The organism is Cohnella algarum, assembly GCF_016937515.1.
In the GTDB taxonomy this organism is placed as follows: domain Bacteria; phylum Bacillota; class Bacilli; order Paenibacillales; family Paenibacillaceae; genus Cohnella; species Cohnella algarum.
Window position 1 is genome coordinate 5,431,332 of sequence record NZ_JAFHKM010000002.1, and the last position, 13,977, is coordinate 5,445,308.

The window sequence follows — 13,977 nt, forward strand, 5'->3', positions numbered from 1 at the left end:
TCATTCCTCCTGGCCGCCGCTGGCATAATAAAGCAAGTCTTCCTGAGTCGCCTCTCCGCGGGCGAATTGTTTCGCGATGCGCCCGTCGCACATGACGAGTATGCGGTCGGCAAGGCCGAGCGCTTCGGCAAATTCGCAGGTCAAGTACAGCACCCCTTTGCCCTGAAGAGCCAAATCGCCGATGATATTGAAAATGTCCCGCTTCGCGCCGACGTCCACCCCTTTCGTCGGCTCGTCCAGCACGAACAGCTCGGCATCGGTTTGAAGCCATTTGCCGATGACGACTTTTTGCTGATTGCCGCCGCTGAGCGTGCCCGTCAATTGGGACGGAGAGCTCGCCTTGATGCCGAGCCGTCCGATCAGGCCGTCGGCATAGTTCCGTTCGACCGCCGGGGAAAGGACGCCCAGACGGCTGATCGTACGCAGCACCGGAAGGCTCAGGTTGCGCAGCACCGACTCTTTCACGAGAATGCCTTCCTTGCGCCGCTCCTCCGGAACGAGAACGATGCCGTCCCGAAAGGCCGCGGCGGGCGAAGACAAGTCCACCGGCTTGCCGTTCATTTCGACGCGGCCTTCGTCGGCCGGATCGGCGCCGAACAGCAGGCGCGACAGTTCCGTCTTTCCGGCCCCGACGAGCCCGACGATCGCGACGATTTCGCCCCTGCGGACGTCGAAGTTCACGCCGCGCACCCTTCGCCCGGCCGCAAGCCCCTTGACCTCGAGCAGCCTTTCGCCGATGGCGGCTTCGCGCTTCGGATATTCCTCTTCGAAGCTTCGGCCGAGCATCGCCCGGATGACGTCGGGAGGCGCAAGCTTGTCCGTCTTCTCGGTGACGATCATCCGGCCGTCCCGCATGACCGAAATGCGGTCGCACATGCGGAACACTTCGGGCAGCCGGTGCGAAATGAAAATGACCGCGATCCCCGCGGACTTGAGCCGGTTCATGATGACGAACAGCCGCTCGGCCTCTTCGATGCTCAGCGGAGCGGTAGGCTCGTCCAAAATGACGACCTTCGCCTCCTCCACCAGCACCCGCGCGATCAGGACGAGTTGCTTCTCGGCGAGGCTGAGCTCGCCGGCCCGCTTGCGCGCGGGAATATCCAGCCCCAGCTGGCGCATCGTGCTCTCGGCAGCGTCGAACATGCCGCTCCATTTGACGAACGCTCCGCCGCGCGAGGAAGCCAGCCTGTCCAGGTAAATGTTTTCGGCCACCGTCATATGGGCAACGAGGGACGTATCGACCTCTTGGTAAACGCAGTGAATGCCCGCCGCTTTCGCATCGGCGGGGGATCCGACCGAAAGCTTCTCTCCGTTCAGCTCGATGCTGCCGTCATCCGCTTCGTACGCGCCGGACAGCACCTTCATCAGCGTGCTTTTGCCCGCGCCGTTCGCGCCGAGCAGCGCGTGAATTTCGCCGCCTTGCACGCTGAAATCGACCGATGCCAGCGCCGGAACGCCGGAAAACGATTTGGAGATGCGTTTCATTTCAAGCCCGCTTCGCTTAGACACTCGTAATTCCCCTCCTTCTCATGGTCCGGACAGCAGGAAACGGCGCGGAAAAATTCCGCGCCGGCTCCGAATGAGCAACTTCTGCAATTATGCGCCTACGGATTGCTCGAGCTGCTTCAGGTAATCCGTGTTCCCGGTTTCGGTTTGGCCCCATTCCGGGATATACTCGGAAAGCTCCGCCGTCGTCACCTGCTTGTCCTTCGGCAGCGCGTCGCGGCTCACGTATACCGGCTCCAGCTCGACGCGGGCATCGGTCGTGTCGCCGTGCAGCTTTTGATACAAGTAGCGGACTTGCACGACGCCGATCGAGCTCGGATCGACCGCCGCGCTGCCGACCCAAGCGCCGTCCTGGTCTTGGATCAGGGCCAGGTCCTCGTCCGTCAGGTCGATGCCGTACAGCTTGATTTCCGTGCGTCCCGCTTGCTTGATCGCCGTAGCCGCGCCCTTGGCGAATTCGTCCCAAGCGGCCCAGACGGCGGTGATGCTGCCTTTTTCCGGATTTTGCTTCAATACCGCTTCCATTTGCGTTTGCGCGTTCAATTGGGCGTTTTCGAATTGGCCGAAGCCGGAAATTTCCTTGATGTCCGGATTGGCGGCCAAAAATTCCGCGTATGCGGACTGACGGCGTTCCATCGGCGCGAAGCCGGCCACCCAAATTTTGACGATGTTGCCCTTGCCGCCCGCGTCCTTGGCGAGCTGTTCCAACGTTTTTTGCGCGAGCAGCTTGTCGTTCTGCGCGACGCTGGTGACGCCTTCGACTTCCAGGCCGGCGTCGAACTCCACGACCGGAATGCCTGCCGCAACCGCCTTCTGCACGCCGGCGCCGAGCGCCTCCGCATTGCCGTGGTCGATCAGGATGCCGTCGAACTTCTGGTTCACCGCGTTGTCCAGGTTGGAAGCCATGACGTTCAGATCGCCGTTTGCGTTGAATACGGTCAATTCGCCGCCGTATTTCGCGACTTGGCTTTTGACGCCGTCGACGTATTGAGCGGAAAACGTGCCTTGCATAAATTGCATGACGAGCGCGATTTTTTTGCCTTTCAGCGCTTCGACGTCGGCGGGCAGCGCTTCGGCCGAGCCGGACGGCGATGCGGATTCGGAAGGCGATGCCGCGGGCGAAGATGCCGAAGGGCTGGCGCCTCCGTTCGAGTTGCCTTGGCTGCCGCAAGCGGTCAGCGCCAGCACGAGCGCCATGGCCAGCGCAATCCATGCGCTATAACGAGTTTTGGTTTTCATTTCGTTTGTTCCTCCCCCAAGAAAGTCCGAGTACTCTAGTTTGCAATAGTTACTATATCCTCTATTACCAACTATGTCAATCGGTTTTATATAAATTATCGAATGACAACTAACAATATCCGATTTTATGAGAATTTTGTCGAAGTTTCAATAGTTTTGTCTAAAATCGCGAATTGCGCGGCTATCGGGGCGGCTGCCTTTCGCCCGTGATCGTCACCTTCAACTGCCTTCGCATTTTTCCCGTCCTCGCCACCTTCTTCTCGTGCCCCCTTCAACAGCCGTACTCGCCACCTTCTCCCGTCCCCGCCTTCCTCTTCCCCCGCCCGTAGATGAGCTCGATACGGCGTTCCCGGCACAGGGCACGCTTTTGCAATACTCTGCTATTAGACCCGCTCGAACCGAAACAACGGCTCTGCTGTCCGCAAGATTCCCGAAATGCCGCCTTCGCAATGCCCCCACTGCCTTGATTTATCCAGCTCAGGGTGCCTACAGTGGATTTTATCCAATCAAAACCGGCTTTTTCGTGAAACGTTTTGTCTACGTTGGATTTCGTCCAATCGGGGGAGCCGATTTCATTCATTTCCGGTCGAAATGGTCGTTTCTCGTTGGATAAAATCCACTGTAGATCGAATATACTTCGTTATTCGCTTCGCCGATTGGACAAAATCCAACATAGGTTTCAACGCGCAAGTTTCAACCGGCTTAATGGTTCCTGGTTTTCCGCTCCAGCGGCTTTCCATCCTTCGGCCGAGCGGAACCGGCGCGGCAAGCAAACCGTGTAATTTAAATGCGGTGAATTTGGCATAGACCGTTAGGATTACAGCGGCGTTCGTACGGAGGGCGGAGAGGAGTCATTTTGACTCAAGTACGTAAAGCCGGTTGCGGTTGGCGGGGCAAGTTGTGTCACCATGCCTCAACCGGGCCGCGGTAGGCAGGGCTGACTCCCGAAGCGGATGGGGGTGTTGCCGGAGAACGTTCCCGCAGCGCGAGCGGCGCGCGCCTGTGCCCGCAAGCTTGCCCGGGCGCTATCGCACGGTTGAGAATTGAATCAAAAAACCGCGCAAAGGTCTCCCTCCGCGCGGTTCAAAACATCGTATGGGGTTCGGTTTACAGAATAATGGCGATCAGGCCGCCCGAGCCTTCGTTGATGATCCTGCCGAGCGTCTCCTGCAGCTTGTAGCGCGCGTTGTCCGGCATCATCGCGATTTTGCCCTGAATGCCTTCGCGCACGATCGAGTGCAAGGAACGTCCGAACATGTCCGATTCCCATATTTTGATCGGATCCTTTTCGAAATCCTGAATGAGGTAGCGGACCAGCTCCTCGCTCTGCTTCTCGGTGCCGATGATCGGCGCGAATTCGGATTCGACGTCGACGCGGATCATGTGAATCGACGGCGCCGTCGCCTTCAGCCGGACGCCGAAGCGGGAGCCCTGGCGGATAAGCTCTGGCTCGTCGAGCGCCATTTCCGCCAGCGAAGGAGCCGCGATGCCGTAGCCGGTCGTCTTGACCATCTCGAGCGCTTCCGCGAAGCGGTCGTACTCCCGTTTGGCGTGCGCGAAGCTCATCATCAGCTGCAGCAAATGGTCTTTGCCGCGAATTTCGACGCCGACGACCTCCTGCAAAATTTTATCGTACAGCTCGTCGGGGGCGAACAGGTCGATCTCGGCTACCCCTTGGCCCATATTGATGCCGCTGAGCCCCGCCCGGCCGATAAAATCGTATTCCATAAACTGCGAGACGACGCGGTCGACGTCCCTCAGCCGGCGAATGTCCTTGACCGTCTCCCGAACGGAATTTTCGTAGCTGGCGCGCAGCCAGTGCTTCTCGTTCAGCACCATGACCCAGCTCGGCAGGTTGACGTTCACTTCGTGCACCGGGAATTCGTACAGCACTTCCCTCAGCACGCTCATGACCTCTTCCTCGCCCATCGTGGCGGCGCTGAGCGCGATGACCGGAATGTCGTATTTGATCGACAGCTCGCTGCGAAGGGACTGCACTTCCTCGCTGCGCGGCCGGGTCGAGTTGACCACCATGACGAATGGCTTGCCGACTTCCTTGAGCTCCTGGACGACCCGTTCCTCCGCTTCGATATAGGCGCTGCGGGGAATTTCCGCGACCGTTCCGTCGGTCGTCAGGACGACGCCGAGCGTGGAATGCTCCTGGATGACCTTGCGCGTCCCGATTTCGGCCGCTTCCTGAAACGGTATCGCGTCCTCGAACCAGGGCGTCGTAATCATCCGCGGGCCGTTTTCGTCTTCGAAGCCTTTCGCCCCTTCGACGGTATAGCCGACGCAATCCACGAGCCGGACGTTGACCTCCAGCCCTTCCGCCACTTTGATCTGAACGGCATTGTTCGGAACGAATTTCGGTTCCGTCGTCATAATCGTACGGCCCGCCGCGCTTTGCGGAAGCTCGTCGATCGCGCGGACGCGATCCGCTTCGTGCGTAATGTTAGGCAGCACCACGGTTTCCACAAACCGCTTGATGAAGGTCGATTTGCCTGTCCGGACGGCGCCGACGACCCCGAGGTAGATATCTCCGCCCGTGCGTTCGGCGATATCCTTGAAAATGTCCACTTTTTCCACTTCGATTCCCTCCCCTGCTTAATCGCGAAGCCTGCGTGAATCCGTCAGCGCGACGGAACTCGTACACGAACTTGGACTAGTAAAATAGTATGTGGGAAAATTCCGTTTATGACGGCTGAACAAAAAATTCGTGCGCAACGCAAACTCCTTAAGTCGCGCTCGTTCCCCCATGATTGTATGTATTCCGGGCAACGCGTATGTCGCCGTACGCAAAAAAACGCCCTCCGAAAAATCGGAGAGCGGCAAGCTTCGTTTTGCTAGACTTGTTCGCGCGTCGCCTGAGGCGCGCCTTCCACCCATTTGTAGACGGGGGATTTGACCGGGACGTAATAAGAGGCTTCCGCCAGCAAGCGGCGAAGATCGTCGTACGTACCGGGATCGGTTTCCGATTTGGCGGCGGCGGTCGCGATGTCGGCTCCGTAGTCGAGGTACACCGTCCCTTGTTCGTCCGTCAGGAAGGCGAGGCTTTGCCCGGAAAACATGCTGCGAATATCCGGCTCGCCGGTCCCGAGCTTGGCAAAATCCAGCACGTAAAACCCGGGATACAGCTGTTCGCCCAGCGGGACCTCTCCGCCGCGCTTGCTGACGTATTCGTCTACTTTTTTCTGTACGTCCGACGCGCTCTGGTAAACGGTCAAATCGAGCAGCTTGACGGTCGGATCGGTTTCTTCGTCGATAAGGAGAAACTGGTCCTTGCCGCCGTTTTCGAAGGCGACCCGAGGAATGCTTCCCAAATAGTCCATTCGCTGCAGCTTGGCCAAATCCACTTTGTATTTCTCGTAGATCGGCACCGTCTCGTCCGCCGTCACGATCGGCAGCAGGCCGGTCGAAGCCTGATACCGGTCCACCGCGTCCTGCACCGCATTCACCGCTTCGCGGGCCGAAGCGCTGCCGCCAGGCGTGTGGTCGTCCGGATACAAACATCCCCCGAGCGACAGCAGAACAAGGGCTGCCAATCCGCAGGCTGCCGCGCGCCGCAAGAGCCCGATCCGTTTCCCAAACGAAATCCTCATCGTCTTCCCCCTACGTTTCACCACAAATCTTCCTCCGCCTGTTCGGCCAATTTTTTGCGTACGGCCGCCTTGAGCGGATCCTCGGGCACCTGCACGACGGCATCCCGGAGCAGTCTGGCCTGGCAGGCCAAACGCGTTCCCTGCTCTGCAAGCGGTCCCAATTTCCGCAGCTCCGCCGCCGTCGGCTCGCTCAAACCGGACCGGTTCGCTTCGTCGACGGAAACCTTGCACATCAAACAGCCGGCCACGCCGCCGCAGCGGGTCCGAACGTTCGCCCGCGCCTTGCGCGCCGCTTCCAGGACCGTCGTGCCGGCACGGACTTTGACCGATTGGCCGTCGGGCAGAAACACGGCGTTAACGAATTCGCGGCGCGTCATCGGCGCGATCCCCCTTCTCGCCGATTCCGGCCAATCGCCGCGCTTCCTCGGCGACGTCGGAGGCCAACCGGTTGCGTTCGAGCAAACGGCGAAGCCCCGCGAGATGCGCCTCCGGATTCGCGCGGATAAGCCCCGCGACCGTCTCCACCCGATCGTAGCGCTCCCGCAGCAAATTAAAGAGCAGCTCGTGCCCGAGCGGAGCGAGCGCCAGTTCTCCCGCCGCAAGCCGCACCCGATCGCTCATCGGATACAAAATGGCGGCGACTTCCGTATTGTAAACCGAGTTTCTCGAGCCGACGCGAAACGCTCCGACCAGCTCCACCGTCGTTCCCATCAGATCGTAATGGGACAGGACGGAACGGTAGCGGCCCGTCCGATCCTCGGTCGGACGGTCGAGCGCCGCCTCGCTCAGACGGCGATGCAAAACGGGAATATCCTGCGCGTCCGCGTAAATATCCAAATCTCTCGGCGGACGTCCCAATTCCGCCCCGCGCATCGCAAGCGCCGCGCTGCCGCCCACAATCCAGCGTACGCCGCAGTCTCTCGTCAATTCGGCCAACCGTTCCGCGGCGAATTCCAGATTCGGCGTTAGCAAGGCATTCCCTTCTTTCCGGATGCGAAATTCAAAAATAAGTCCGATTCACCGCCGCGATCGTGCCGGCGCGTTCGATGACGGCCTGGCACCCGAGGCGGTAGCCTTCCTCCAGCTCTTCCGGATCCAAACGGTTCCATTCCGCGTCGTTCGGCTCGGCAAGCAACTCCCGGCCTTCCTTGACGAGACAGCGGCAGCGCGCGCACGTTCCTCGCGAACAATTGAATTGCCAATCGACGCCGAGCTTGACGGCGGCTTCGAGCAGCGTCGAGCCGACCGGCGGCTCGGCCGTTCGGGTGAGGGTTCGTCCGGTTAACGTCAGCATGCATGACCCTCCAATTCTCAAAAAACATTTTAAATGATGGAAAAGAGTCCGAAAATCATCCCCAGCATCAACACCGCGAAGGAAACAAGAGACAGGACGAAACGGATAATGCCCTTCGTTTTGGCGCGGGCGAACATAATGAGAATGGCCGAGACGATCATCAGGCCGATTCCGACAAACGATACCCACATTTTCGTCATTGGATCCATGTGCGCCGTTCCTTTCCGATTAACCCTACAAAACGGTAAATATTATAACATTTTAACGAGGAAAAATAAAACCGGGCCTTAGCACGAAAAAAGCCAACCGGATCGGAAACCCGACCGGCTGGCCCGTTCATTCGCGGACGATCGTCACTTGAACACTTTCACGCGCTGCTCGAGCGGCTGGAATTCTTTTTCCCCGGGGGCTGCCAGCGGCTTCCCGAACGGCATTTGCGCAATGAGCTTCCAGCTGTCCGGAAGGTTCCACGTCCGTTTCACTTCGTCGTCGATAATCGGGTTGTAGTGCTGCAAAGACGCCCCGAGCCCTTCGGCTTCCAGGCTTGTCCAAACGACAAACTGGTGCATCGCGGAAGCGTGCTCGGACCAAACCGGAAAATTGTCCTTGTACAGGGCAAATTGCTGCTGAAGCTGCCTGACGACCTCCTGGTCCTCGAAAAACAGCACCGTTCCGTGTCCGTTGCGAAAAGAGTCCATCTTTTCCTTCGTCGACTGGAATTTGCTCTCGTCGCCGACGATGCCCCGCAAGACGTTCTCCGTCATGTCCCACAATTTGTCATGCTGCGCCCCGAGCAGCAGCACGATCCGGGTGCTCTGGGAGTTGAATGCCGAAGGCGTATGCTTGACCGCTTCTTCGATCAGCTGATGGATCCGCTCGTCGGAAACGGGCGATTCCTTGCCGATCGCGTAATAGGAGCGCCTCGCCTTGACGGCCGTCAAAAAATCGGCTGCCGTTGCCGTATGGGACATAAGATCCGCTACCTCCTGTCGGTTGAATGACCGTCATCGGCCCGCGATCCGTTCCCGGGCCGATCGATTTCATTTTTCCCGCCGATGCGGGCGCTATTCGGAAAAAAAAGAACCTCGTTCTTCCAAGGAAGAGGAGGTTCCCGCAGCGGCCGGGCGACTACTTTTTCATCATCATTTTCATGAGGCTTTCCAGATTATCCAATTTCATTCCGCTTTTTTTGACGGCGGAAATAATTTCGCGGGTCGTTTCTTCCGAAACCGGCACGCCGGCCATCGCCGAAACCTGCTTGACGAGCTGCCGGATCTGCGCCTCGCTTTGCAGCGTATTCGGCGTTACGTGGCTTGCGATTTTTTTGATCGACGATTCGGAAATCGCTTTGCCGGTTTTTTTGTTGACAGTATTCAAAATATCTTTGGAAATTTTCTTGTCCATCGTTTCCCTCCTCCGGATCTTCTGCAATGTATCCTATGAGGAGAGGAGGAAAACGGTGAGGGCTTGGGGCGCCAGCCTTCTATGCATCCGCTAATTGCGTTGTTCGTCCCCTTCGGATGCCGACAGGGCGCCCGGCTCGATTTCGTGCGTGCGGACCCGGCCCATCAAGGCGCCGACAGCCTCTTCGGGCGCCTTCCCCTCGAACAGCACCTTGTACAGTTCGCGCGTAATCGGCATCTCCACGCCGTAACGCTGCGCCAGCCGGAATGCCGCCTTCGTCGTTCGCACGCCTTCGACGACCATTCCCATGCGCTCCAGCACCTCTTCCAGCCGAAGGCCTTGCGCGAGCATCGAACCGGCCCGCCAATTGCGGCTGTGCTTGCTCGTGCAGGTGACGATCAAATCGCCGACGCCGGCCAGGCCGGCAAACGTGAGCGCCTTTGCGCCCATCGCCTCGCCGAGCCGGCCGATTTCGGCGAGTCCGCGGGTAATGAGCGCCGCCTTGGCGTTGTCGCCGAAGCCGAGTCCGTCGGAAAGCCCCGCCCCGAGCGCGATGATGTTTTTGATGGCGCCGGCCGTCTCCACGCCGACGATATCCGGATTCGTATAGACGCGGAAATAGTTGTCGTTCATGAACAAATCCTGGGCTTGCTCCGCGCGCTCCTTCGAGCGGGAGGCGACGACCACCGTCGTCGGATGGCGCTCGATCACTTCCTCCGCGTGGCTCGGTCCCGACAGCACGACGATTTGTTCCTCCGGACGGCCAAGCTCTTCGGCGATGACGGTCGACATGCGCTTGAGCGTTTCCCCTTCGAAGCCCTTCGTCGCATGGACGACAAGCGCGTCCGGTCGAATATGTAAAGCGGCATCGGCCGCTACCTGGCGCATCGCGGCCGAGGGCGCGACGAACAAAACCGCTTCCGCGTCCTTCAGCGCTATCGCCATGTCCGAGGTTGCCGTCATCGATTCGGGCAGCTGCGCCTCCGGCAAATACTTGCGGTTGCGGTGCGATTCGCGAATTTCGGCGGCTTGCTCCTCGCTCCTCGTCCATAGCGTAACGGAGCGGCCGTTGTCGGCCAGCACGCGGGCCAGCGCCGTCCCCCAACTGCCGGCAACCAGCACGGCAACCGATTTAGGCGCCATGGGGCTCCTCCTTTTTGCTTCCGAGCTTGTTTTCCGTGCCGTTCAGCAGCTTGACGATGTTTTTGCGGTGGCGGAAGATCGCCAGCACCGCCACGATGACCGCCCCCCAGACGACGGACCGGTCGAATCCGCCGATCGCGGCGATGATCGGCAGCAACGCCGCGAACAGCATCGAGCCAAGCGAGACGTAGCGAGTGGCGGCGATCACGGCGATCGCGACCGCTCCCGCGATCAGCGACGGCACGAGGGCGAGCGTCGCCATCGCGCCGATCGTCGTCGCGATTCCTTTGCCGCCTTTGAACTTGAAAAACACGGGCCAATTGTGACCGGCAATGGCGGCCAGGCCGCTCGCGACCGGCAGCCAGCCGTACTCGTCCCCCATCAGCGCGCGGCCGATGAACACGGCGGCGACGCCCTTGGCGATATCGAGAACGAACACCGCGATGCCGGGTCCTTTGCCGAGAACCCGCAGCGTATTGGTGGCGCCGGCATTGCCGCTTCCGTGGTCGCGGATATCGATTTTGCGCAGCCATTTCGCCACGAGAATGCTGAACGAAATCGATCCTAACAAGTAACTGACGACTATCGCTGCGATTACACCCGACACTTCCGTCTCCCCTATTCCTGATCGGACTTGCGGCGAGTGTAGATCCTAAGCGGGGTCCCCTCGAACTCGAATGCAGCCCGAATTTTGTTTTCCAAATACCGCTCGTAAGAAAAATGCATCAATTCCGGATCGTTCACGAACACGAGCAGCGTCGGCGGCTTGACCGACACCTGCGTCGCATAGTTGACGCGAAGGCGGCGGCCCTTGTCGGTCGGCGGCGGCGTTACCGCGACGGCATCCGCGACGATGTCGTTCAAGACGTGCGTCGGAATCCGCATCGCATGCTGTTCGGCGACGCGGTCGATGACCGGAAACAGGCGATGCAAGCGCTGCTTGGTAAGCGCCGACAAAAAGACGATCGGCGCGTAATGCATGAAAAGAAAATGATCGCGCAGCGCGTTCGTGAACTGCTGCATCGTTTTGTCGTCTTTTTCCACCGCGTCCCACTTGTTGACGACGAACACGGAGGCTTTGCCGAGTTCGTGCGCATATCCTGCGATATGCTTGTCCTGCTCGATGATGCCTTCCTCGGCATTGATGACGATAAGCGCGACGTCCGCCCGCTCGATCGCCTTCATCGAGCGCATGACGCTGTATTTCTCCGTCGTTTCGTACACTTTGCCGCGCTTGCGCATGCCGGCGGTGTCGATCAGGACGTACTTCTGGCCGTCCTTCTCGAACGGCGTATCGATCGCGTCCCGGGTCGTTCCCGCCACGTCGCTGACGATGACTCTTTCTTCTCCCAAAATCGCGTTGACGAGCGACGACTTGCCTACGTTCGGCCGTCCGATCAGCGCGACCTTGATGACGTCGTCGTCGTAATGCTCGTCCTCCTTCGCCGGCAGCTTGGACACCGCCGCATCGAGCAAATCGCCGATGCCGATGCCGTGAGCGCCGGATACCGCCACCGGATCTCCGAAGCCTAGCGCGTAAAATTCGTATATATCGTCCATGCGCTGAAAATTGTCCACTTTGTTAACCGCGATCACGACGGGCTTGCCCGATCGAAACAGCATTTGGGCCACATCTTCGTCGGCATTGGTCAGCCCGGACTTGGCATCGACCATAAAGACGATCACGTCGGCTTCTTCGATCGCAAGTTCCGCCTGCATGCGGATCAGCCTCAGCAGGCCGTCTTCGCCGTCGATTTCGATACCGCCCGTATCGATGACGCTGAAAGCGACGCCGTTCCATTCGGCCGTTCCGTATATCCGGTCGCGCGTTACTCCCGGTTTGTCTTCCACTATTGCCAGCCGGTCGCCGATTATCCGGTTGAAAATCGTCGATTTGCCTACGTTCGGCCGACCCACGATGGCGATGACGGGTCTTGCCATTCAAGTTCACTCCTCAAAATTGGTAACCTCGATACACTCAGCCTACATCATAACAAAAATATTTCGCCTTGGCTAACGGTTATTCCGCGCCAAGCCCGTCAATTTCGGTCCACGATAATGATCAAATCCTCATGAAGCTGATGGGCCGCGCAATCGAGCACCTTTTCGAGCAAATTGGCCAGTGTCTGCAGCTTCTCGCGGTCCGGCGTCCAGAAGATCGGAGCGCCTCCCGCCGTTTCCTCCTTCCGCGTCGTGACGATCGCGCTGATTCTAGCCATGCTGCACGCTCCCTTTTCGGCGATTCGCTTCCGTCGGCATCCGGACGGCCGCTTCGAGCAGCGGCACTCCGGTCACGGCCTTCATCGCTTTCTCCGGATCGCGCTCCCTCGGCAAAACGAGGAGTCCGAGCTGGCCCGTCGGCAGCCTGAGCTTCGCGAGCGGCAGCAAAGCCGGATCCCCGTCGTCCCTGTAGACGCCGAGCCGGGTCGACACATCGTGCAAAATCGCCTGCCGCTGTCCCAAATTCGCGAGCGTCACCTTCGCATCGTCCGATTTCGGCGATATGAGAAAGCCGATGCCTTGCTCCGCGATAATCCGGCGATTGTCCTCAAGGCCGACGTTCATCATATACACTTCCCCACATACAGGTTCGGTCCGTCCAGCTTGATGTCGGCAAGCTCGATGTCGGCGACATCCTTGAGCGTCTTCCCGTTCCGAAACCGGAGCATGAGCGCCAAATAGAGCAAACCGACGATAATGCCGGTCCACCATGCCGCAACGTTTACCGCCAAACTCGTCAAAAAAGCGGCCAAAATCGACAAATAGTTTCTTCCTTCGAACACGACGGCTATGCCTTCGATATAAGCCGCGCCCCGGGGCACGAGCTCCAGCTCGTCAATCGCCGTCAGCGTGTTCCGCTCCATATTCCGCACTTCCCGGAACTGCTGGGCGGCAAGCGCCAAAAACGTTATCGCGGTATAGTCTTTGTCGAGCAGGGCCGGCACCGCGACCGCTCCCAGCGCGCCGGCAATAAGTCCGAGCGCCGAATGAATGATGCGTCCGTGCGGGTAGGCCGGATATTGGCGGTAATCGCTTCGGAGCATAACAAACCGGGACAACACGCCGAACAAGGTGCCCAAACCGACTCCGAACAACGCGATATTATCGCGGATCCAATGCAACATCAAACCTTTTCTCCTCCTTCGTCCCAACCGTCCGGGTTTTCCCGCCCGCCGAAGCGGTTCGATAAAAACCTTAAAACGAGCGAGAGCGATCTTGCCGCAAAAACGGATAGCCACCACGGGTGAATCCCGACCGATCCGGCCGCGTCCGAATGCTGAAACCACGTTTGCCCGAACAAACCCGACATGGCGAGCGAAGCGGCCAGGCAGCCCAGGAATACCGCCGCAAGCTGCTCGACGGCGGTACCGAGCATCGTCGCGGCGACAATCCCGGCGGCGACGGCCGCAAGCGAAAACGCGTCGAATTTCTCCCCCTTCGACATCGACGCCAAGCTGAAGAGAAACAGCACGGCCGCCGCGATAAACATCGCCGCCGCAAGGCTCATCCACCTCTGATCCGCATCCATCAGGCCAAATAAAGCGAGCGCAAACATGACCGTCCACCCAAACGAGCCGTTCAACGAAAATCCGTCAGGGACCATCCATGCCGCCGCGCAGGCGAACGGCCAGCCGGCCAAATACAGGCCGGCCCAGCGGCCGGGCACCCCTTCCGCCAATTCGTTCCGCCAGCCGCTCCACCATAAAACCGATGCGATGAGCCAGCCGATTCCCGCCGCAAACCAAACAGGCATATGGAAAACTCCTTCCCCCTTTTCCTGCCGTTAGTATG

Annotated in this window: 15 protein-coding genes and 1 pseudogene; all 16 read right to left on the reverse strand. The window is 59.3% G+C overall.

Going from position 1 to position 13,977, the window contains the following annotated elements:
• The 16 genes and pseudogenes from JW799_RS24545 to JW799_RS24620 all read right to left on the reverse strand — a co-directional run bounded on the left by JW799_RS24545 (position 1) and on the right by JW799_RS24620 (position 13,939).
• Entirely contained in the window at positions 1–1,485 is a 1,485-nt protein-coding gene (locus JW799_RS24545) for a sugar ABC transporter ATP-binding protein (protein ID WP_080838672.1), read from the reverse strand.
• 111 nt (positions 1,486–1,596) lie between these two features.
• Positions 1,597–2,745, reverse strand: a complete 1,149-nt coding sequence (locus JW799_RS24550; RefSeq protein ID WP_080838670.1) for a sugar ABC transporter substrate-binding protein — start codon at positions 2,743–2,745, stop codon at positions 1,597–1,599.
• A gap of 1,107 nt (positions 2,746–3,852) precedes the next feature.
• Positions 3,853–5,331, reverse strand: coding sequence for a stage IV sporulation protein A (gene spoIVA, locus JW799_RS24555; protein WP_080838661.1), 1,479 nt, complete (start codon positions 5,329–5,331; stop codon positions 3,853–3,855).
• Between the two features lie 257 nt (positions 5,332–5,588).
• Positions 5,589–6,344 (reverse strand): DUF3939 domain-containing protein, encoded by a 756-nt coding sequence (locus JW799_RS24560; RefSeq protein ID WP_080838660.1) that lies wholly within the window; start codon positions 6,342–6,344, stop codon positions 5,589–5,591.
• Between the two features lie 17 nt (positions 6,345–6,361).
• Complete coding sequence (locus JW799_RS24565) at positions 6,362–6,721, reverse strand: 2Fe-2S iron-sulfur cluster-binding protein (RefSeq protein ID WP_205432119.1); 360 nt, start codon at positions 6,719–6,721, stop codon at positions 6,362–6,364.
• Positions 6,699–7,316, reverse strand: coding sequence for a nucleotidyltransferase domain-containing protein (locus JW799_RS24570; protein ID WP_205432122.1), 618 nt, complete (start codon positions 7,314–7,316; stop codon positions 6,699–6,701). The genes JW799_RS24565 and JW799_RS24570 overlap by 23 nt, the downstream gene beginning before the upstream one ends.
• A 28-nt stretch (positions 7,317–7,344) precedes the next feature.
• Positions 7,345–7,638, reverse strand: coding sequence for a 2Fe-2S iron-sulfur cluster-binding protein (locus tag JW799_RS24575; protein WP_080838653.1), 294 nt, complete (start codon positions 7,636–7,638; stop codon positions 7,345–7,347).
• 29 nt (positions 7,639–7,667) lie between these two features.
• Positions 7,668–7,847: a DUF2768 family protein gene (locus JW799_RS24580; protein WP_080838651.1), complete on the reverse strand. Its 180-nt coding sequence runs from the start codon at positions 7,845–7,847 to the stop codon at positions 7,668–7,670.
• A gap of 144 nt (positions 7,848–7,991) precedes the next feature.
• Positions 7,992–8,609 carry a nitroreductase family protein gene (locus JW799_RS24585; protein ID WP_080838649.1) on the reverse strand — a complete coding sequence of 206 codons (618 nt, stop codon included), beginning with the start codon at positions 8,607–8,609 and terminating at the stop codon, positions 7,992–7,994.
• Positions 8,610–8,766: 157 nt separating this feature from the next.
• Positions 8,767–9,042: a stage VI sporulation protein F gene (locus JW799_RS24590; protein ID WP_080838647.1), complete on the reverse strand. Its 276-nt coding sequence runs from the start codon at positions 9,040–9,042 to the stop codon at positions 8,767–8,769.
• 90 nt (positions 9,043–9,132) lie between these two features.
• Positions 9,133–10,185, reverse strand: a complete 1,053-nt coding sequence (locus JW799_RS24595; RefSeq protein WP_205432125.1) for an NAD(P)H-dependent glycerol-3-phosphate dehydrogenase — start codon at positions 10,183–10,185, stop codon at positions 9,133–9,135.
• The gene (plsY, locus tag JW799_RS24600) at positions 10,175–10,792 is read right to left on the reverse strand and encodes a glycerol-3-phosphate 1-O-acyltransferase PlsY (RefSeq protein ID WP_080838644.1); all 618 of its coding nucleotides are present in this window, start codon (positions 10,790–10,792) and stop codon (positions 10,175–10,177) included. The genes JW799_RS24595 and plsY overlap by 11 nt, the downstream gene beginning before the upstream one ends.
• A gap of 11 nt (positions 10,793–10,803) precedes the next feature.
• A complete protein-coding gene (der, locus tag JW799_RS24605; protein ID WP_080838641.1) occupies positions 10,804–12,126 on the reverse strand; it encodes a ribosome biogenesis GTPase Der in 1,323 nt (440 codons plus the stop codon).
• 98 nt (positions 12,127–12,224) lie between these two features.
• Positions 12,225–12,404 carry a capping complex subunit for YIEGIA gene (locus tag JW799_RS24610; protein WP_080838638.1) on the reverse strand — a complete coding sequence of 60 codons (180 nt, stop codon included), beginning with the start codon at positions 12,402–12,404 and terminating at the stop codon, positions 12,225–12,227.
• A pseudogene (locus JW799_RS24615) lies at positions 12,397–13,310 on the reverse strand (YIEGIA family protein). Before JW799_RS24615 ends, JW799_RS24610 begins: the two are co-directional and overlap by 8 nt.
• On the reverse strand, positions 13,310–13,939 hold the full coding sequence (locus JW799_RS24620; RefSeq protein WP_080838632.1) for a hypothetical protein: 630 nt from the start codon (positions 13,937–13,939) through the stop codon (positions 13,310–13,312). Before JW799_RS24620 ends, JW799_RS24615 begins: the two are co-directional and overlap by 1 nt.
• Positions 13,940–13,977: the final 38 nt, after the last annotated feature.

Excerpts from the sequence above, each read along its gene's own strand:
- JW799_RS24610 (WP_080838638.1), bottom strand. The coding sequence starts at position 12,404 with ATGGCTAGAATCAGCGCGATCGTCACGACGCGGAAGGAGGAAACGGCG.
- JW799_RS24590 (WP_080838647.1), bottom strand. The coding sequence starts at position 9,042 with ATGGACAAGAAAATTTCCAAAGATATTTTGAATACTGTCAACAAAAAA.
- JW799_RS24575 (WP_080838653.1), bottom strand. The coding sequence starts at position 7,638 with ATGCTGACGTTAACCGGACGAACCCTCACCCGAACGGCCGAGCCGCCG.
- JW799_RS24620 (WP_080838632.1), bottom strand. The coding sequence starts at position 13,939 with ATGCCTGTTTGGTTTGCGGCGGGAATCGGCTGGCTCATCGCATCGGTT.
- JW799_RS24580 (WP_080838651.1), bottom strand. The coding sequence starts at position 7,847 with ATGGATCCAATGACGAAAATGTGGGTATCGTTTGTCGGAATCGGCCTG.
- JW799_RS24550 (WP_080838670.1), bottom strand. The coding sequence starts at position 2,745 with ATGAAAACCAAAACTCGTTATAGCGCATGGATTGCGCTGGCCATGGCG.
- JW799_RS24545 (WP_080838672.1), bottom strand. The coding sequence starts at position 1,485 with ATGAAACGCATCTCCAAATCGTTTTCCGGCGTTCCGGCGCTGGCATCG.
- JW799_RS24595 (WP_205432125.1), bottom strand. The coding sequence starts at position 10,185 with ATGGCGCCTAAATCGGTTGCCGTGCTGGTTGCCGGCAGTTGGGGGACG.
- der (WP_080838641.1), bottom strand. The coding sequence starts at position 12,126 with ATGGCAAGACCCGTCATCGCCATCGTGGGTCGGCCGAACGTAGGCAAA.
- JW799_RS24565 (WP_205432119.1), bottom strand. The coding sequence starts at position 6,721 with ATGACGCGCCGCGAATTCGTTAACGCCGTGTTTCTGCCCGACGGCCAA.
- JW799_RS24585 (WP_080838649.1), bottom strand. The coding sequence starts at position 8,609 with ATGTCCCATACGGCAACGGCAGCCGATTTTTTGACGGCCGTCAAGGCG.
- JW799_RS24560 (WP_080838660.1), bottom strand. The coding sequence starts at position 6,344 with ATGAGGATTTCGTTTGGGAAACGGATCGGGCTCTTGCGGCGCGCGGCA.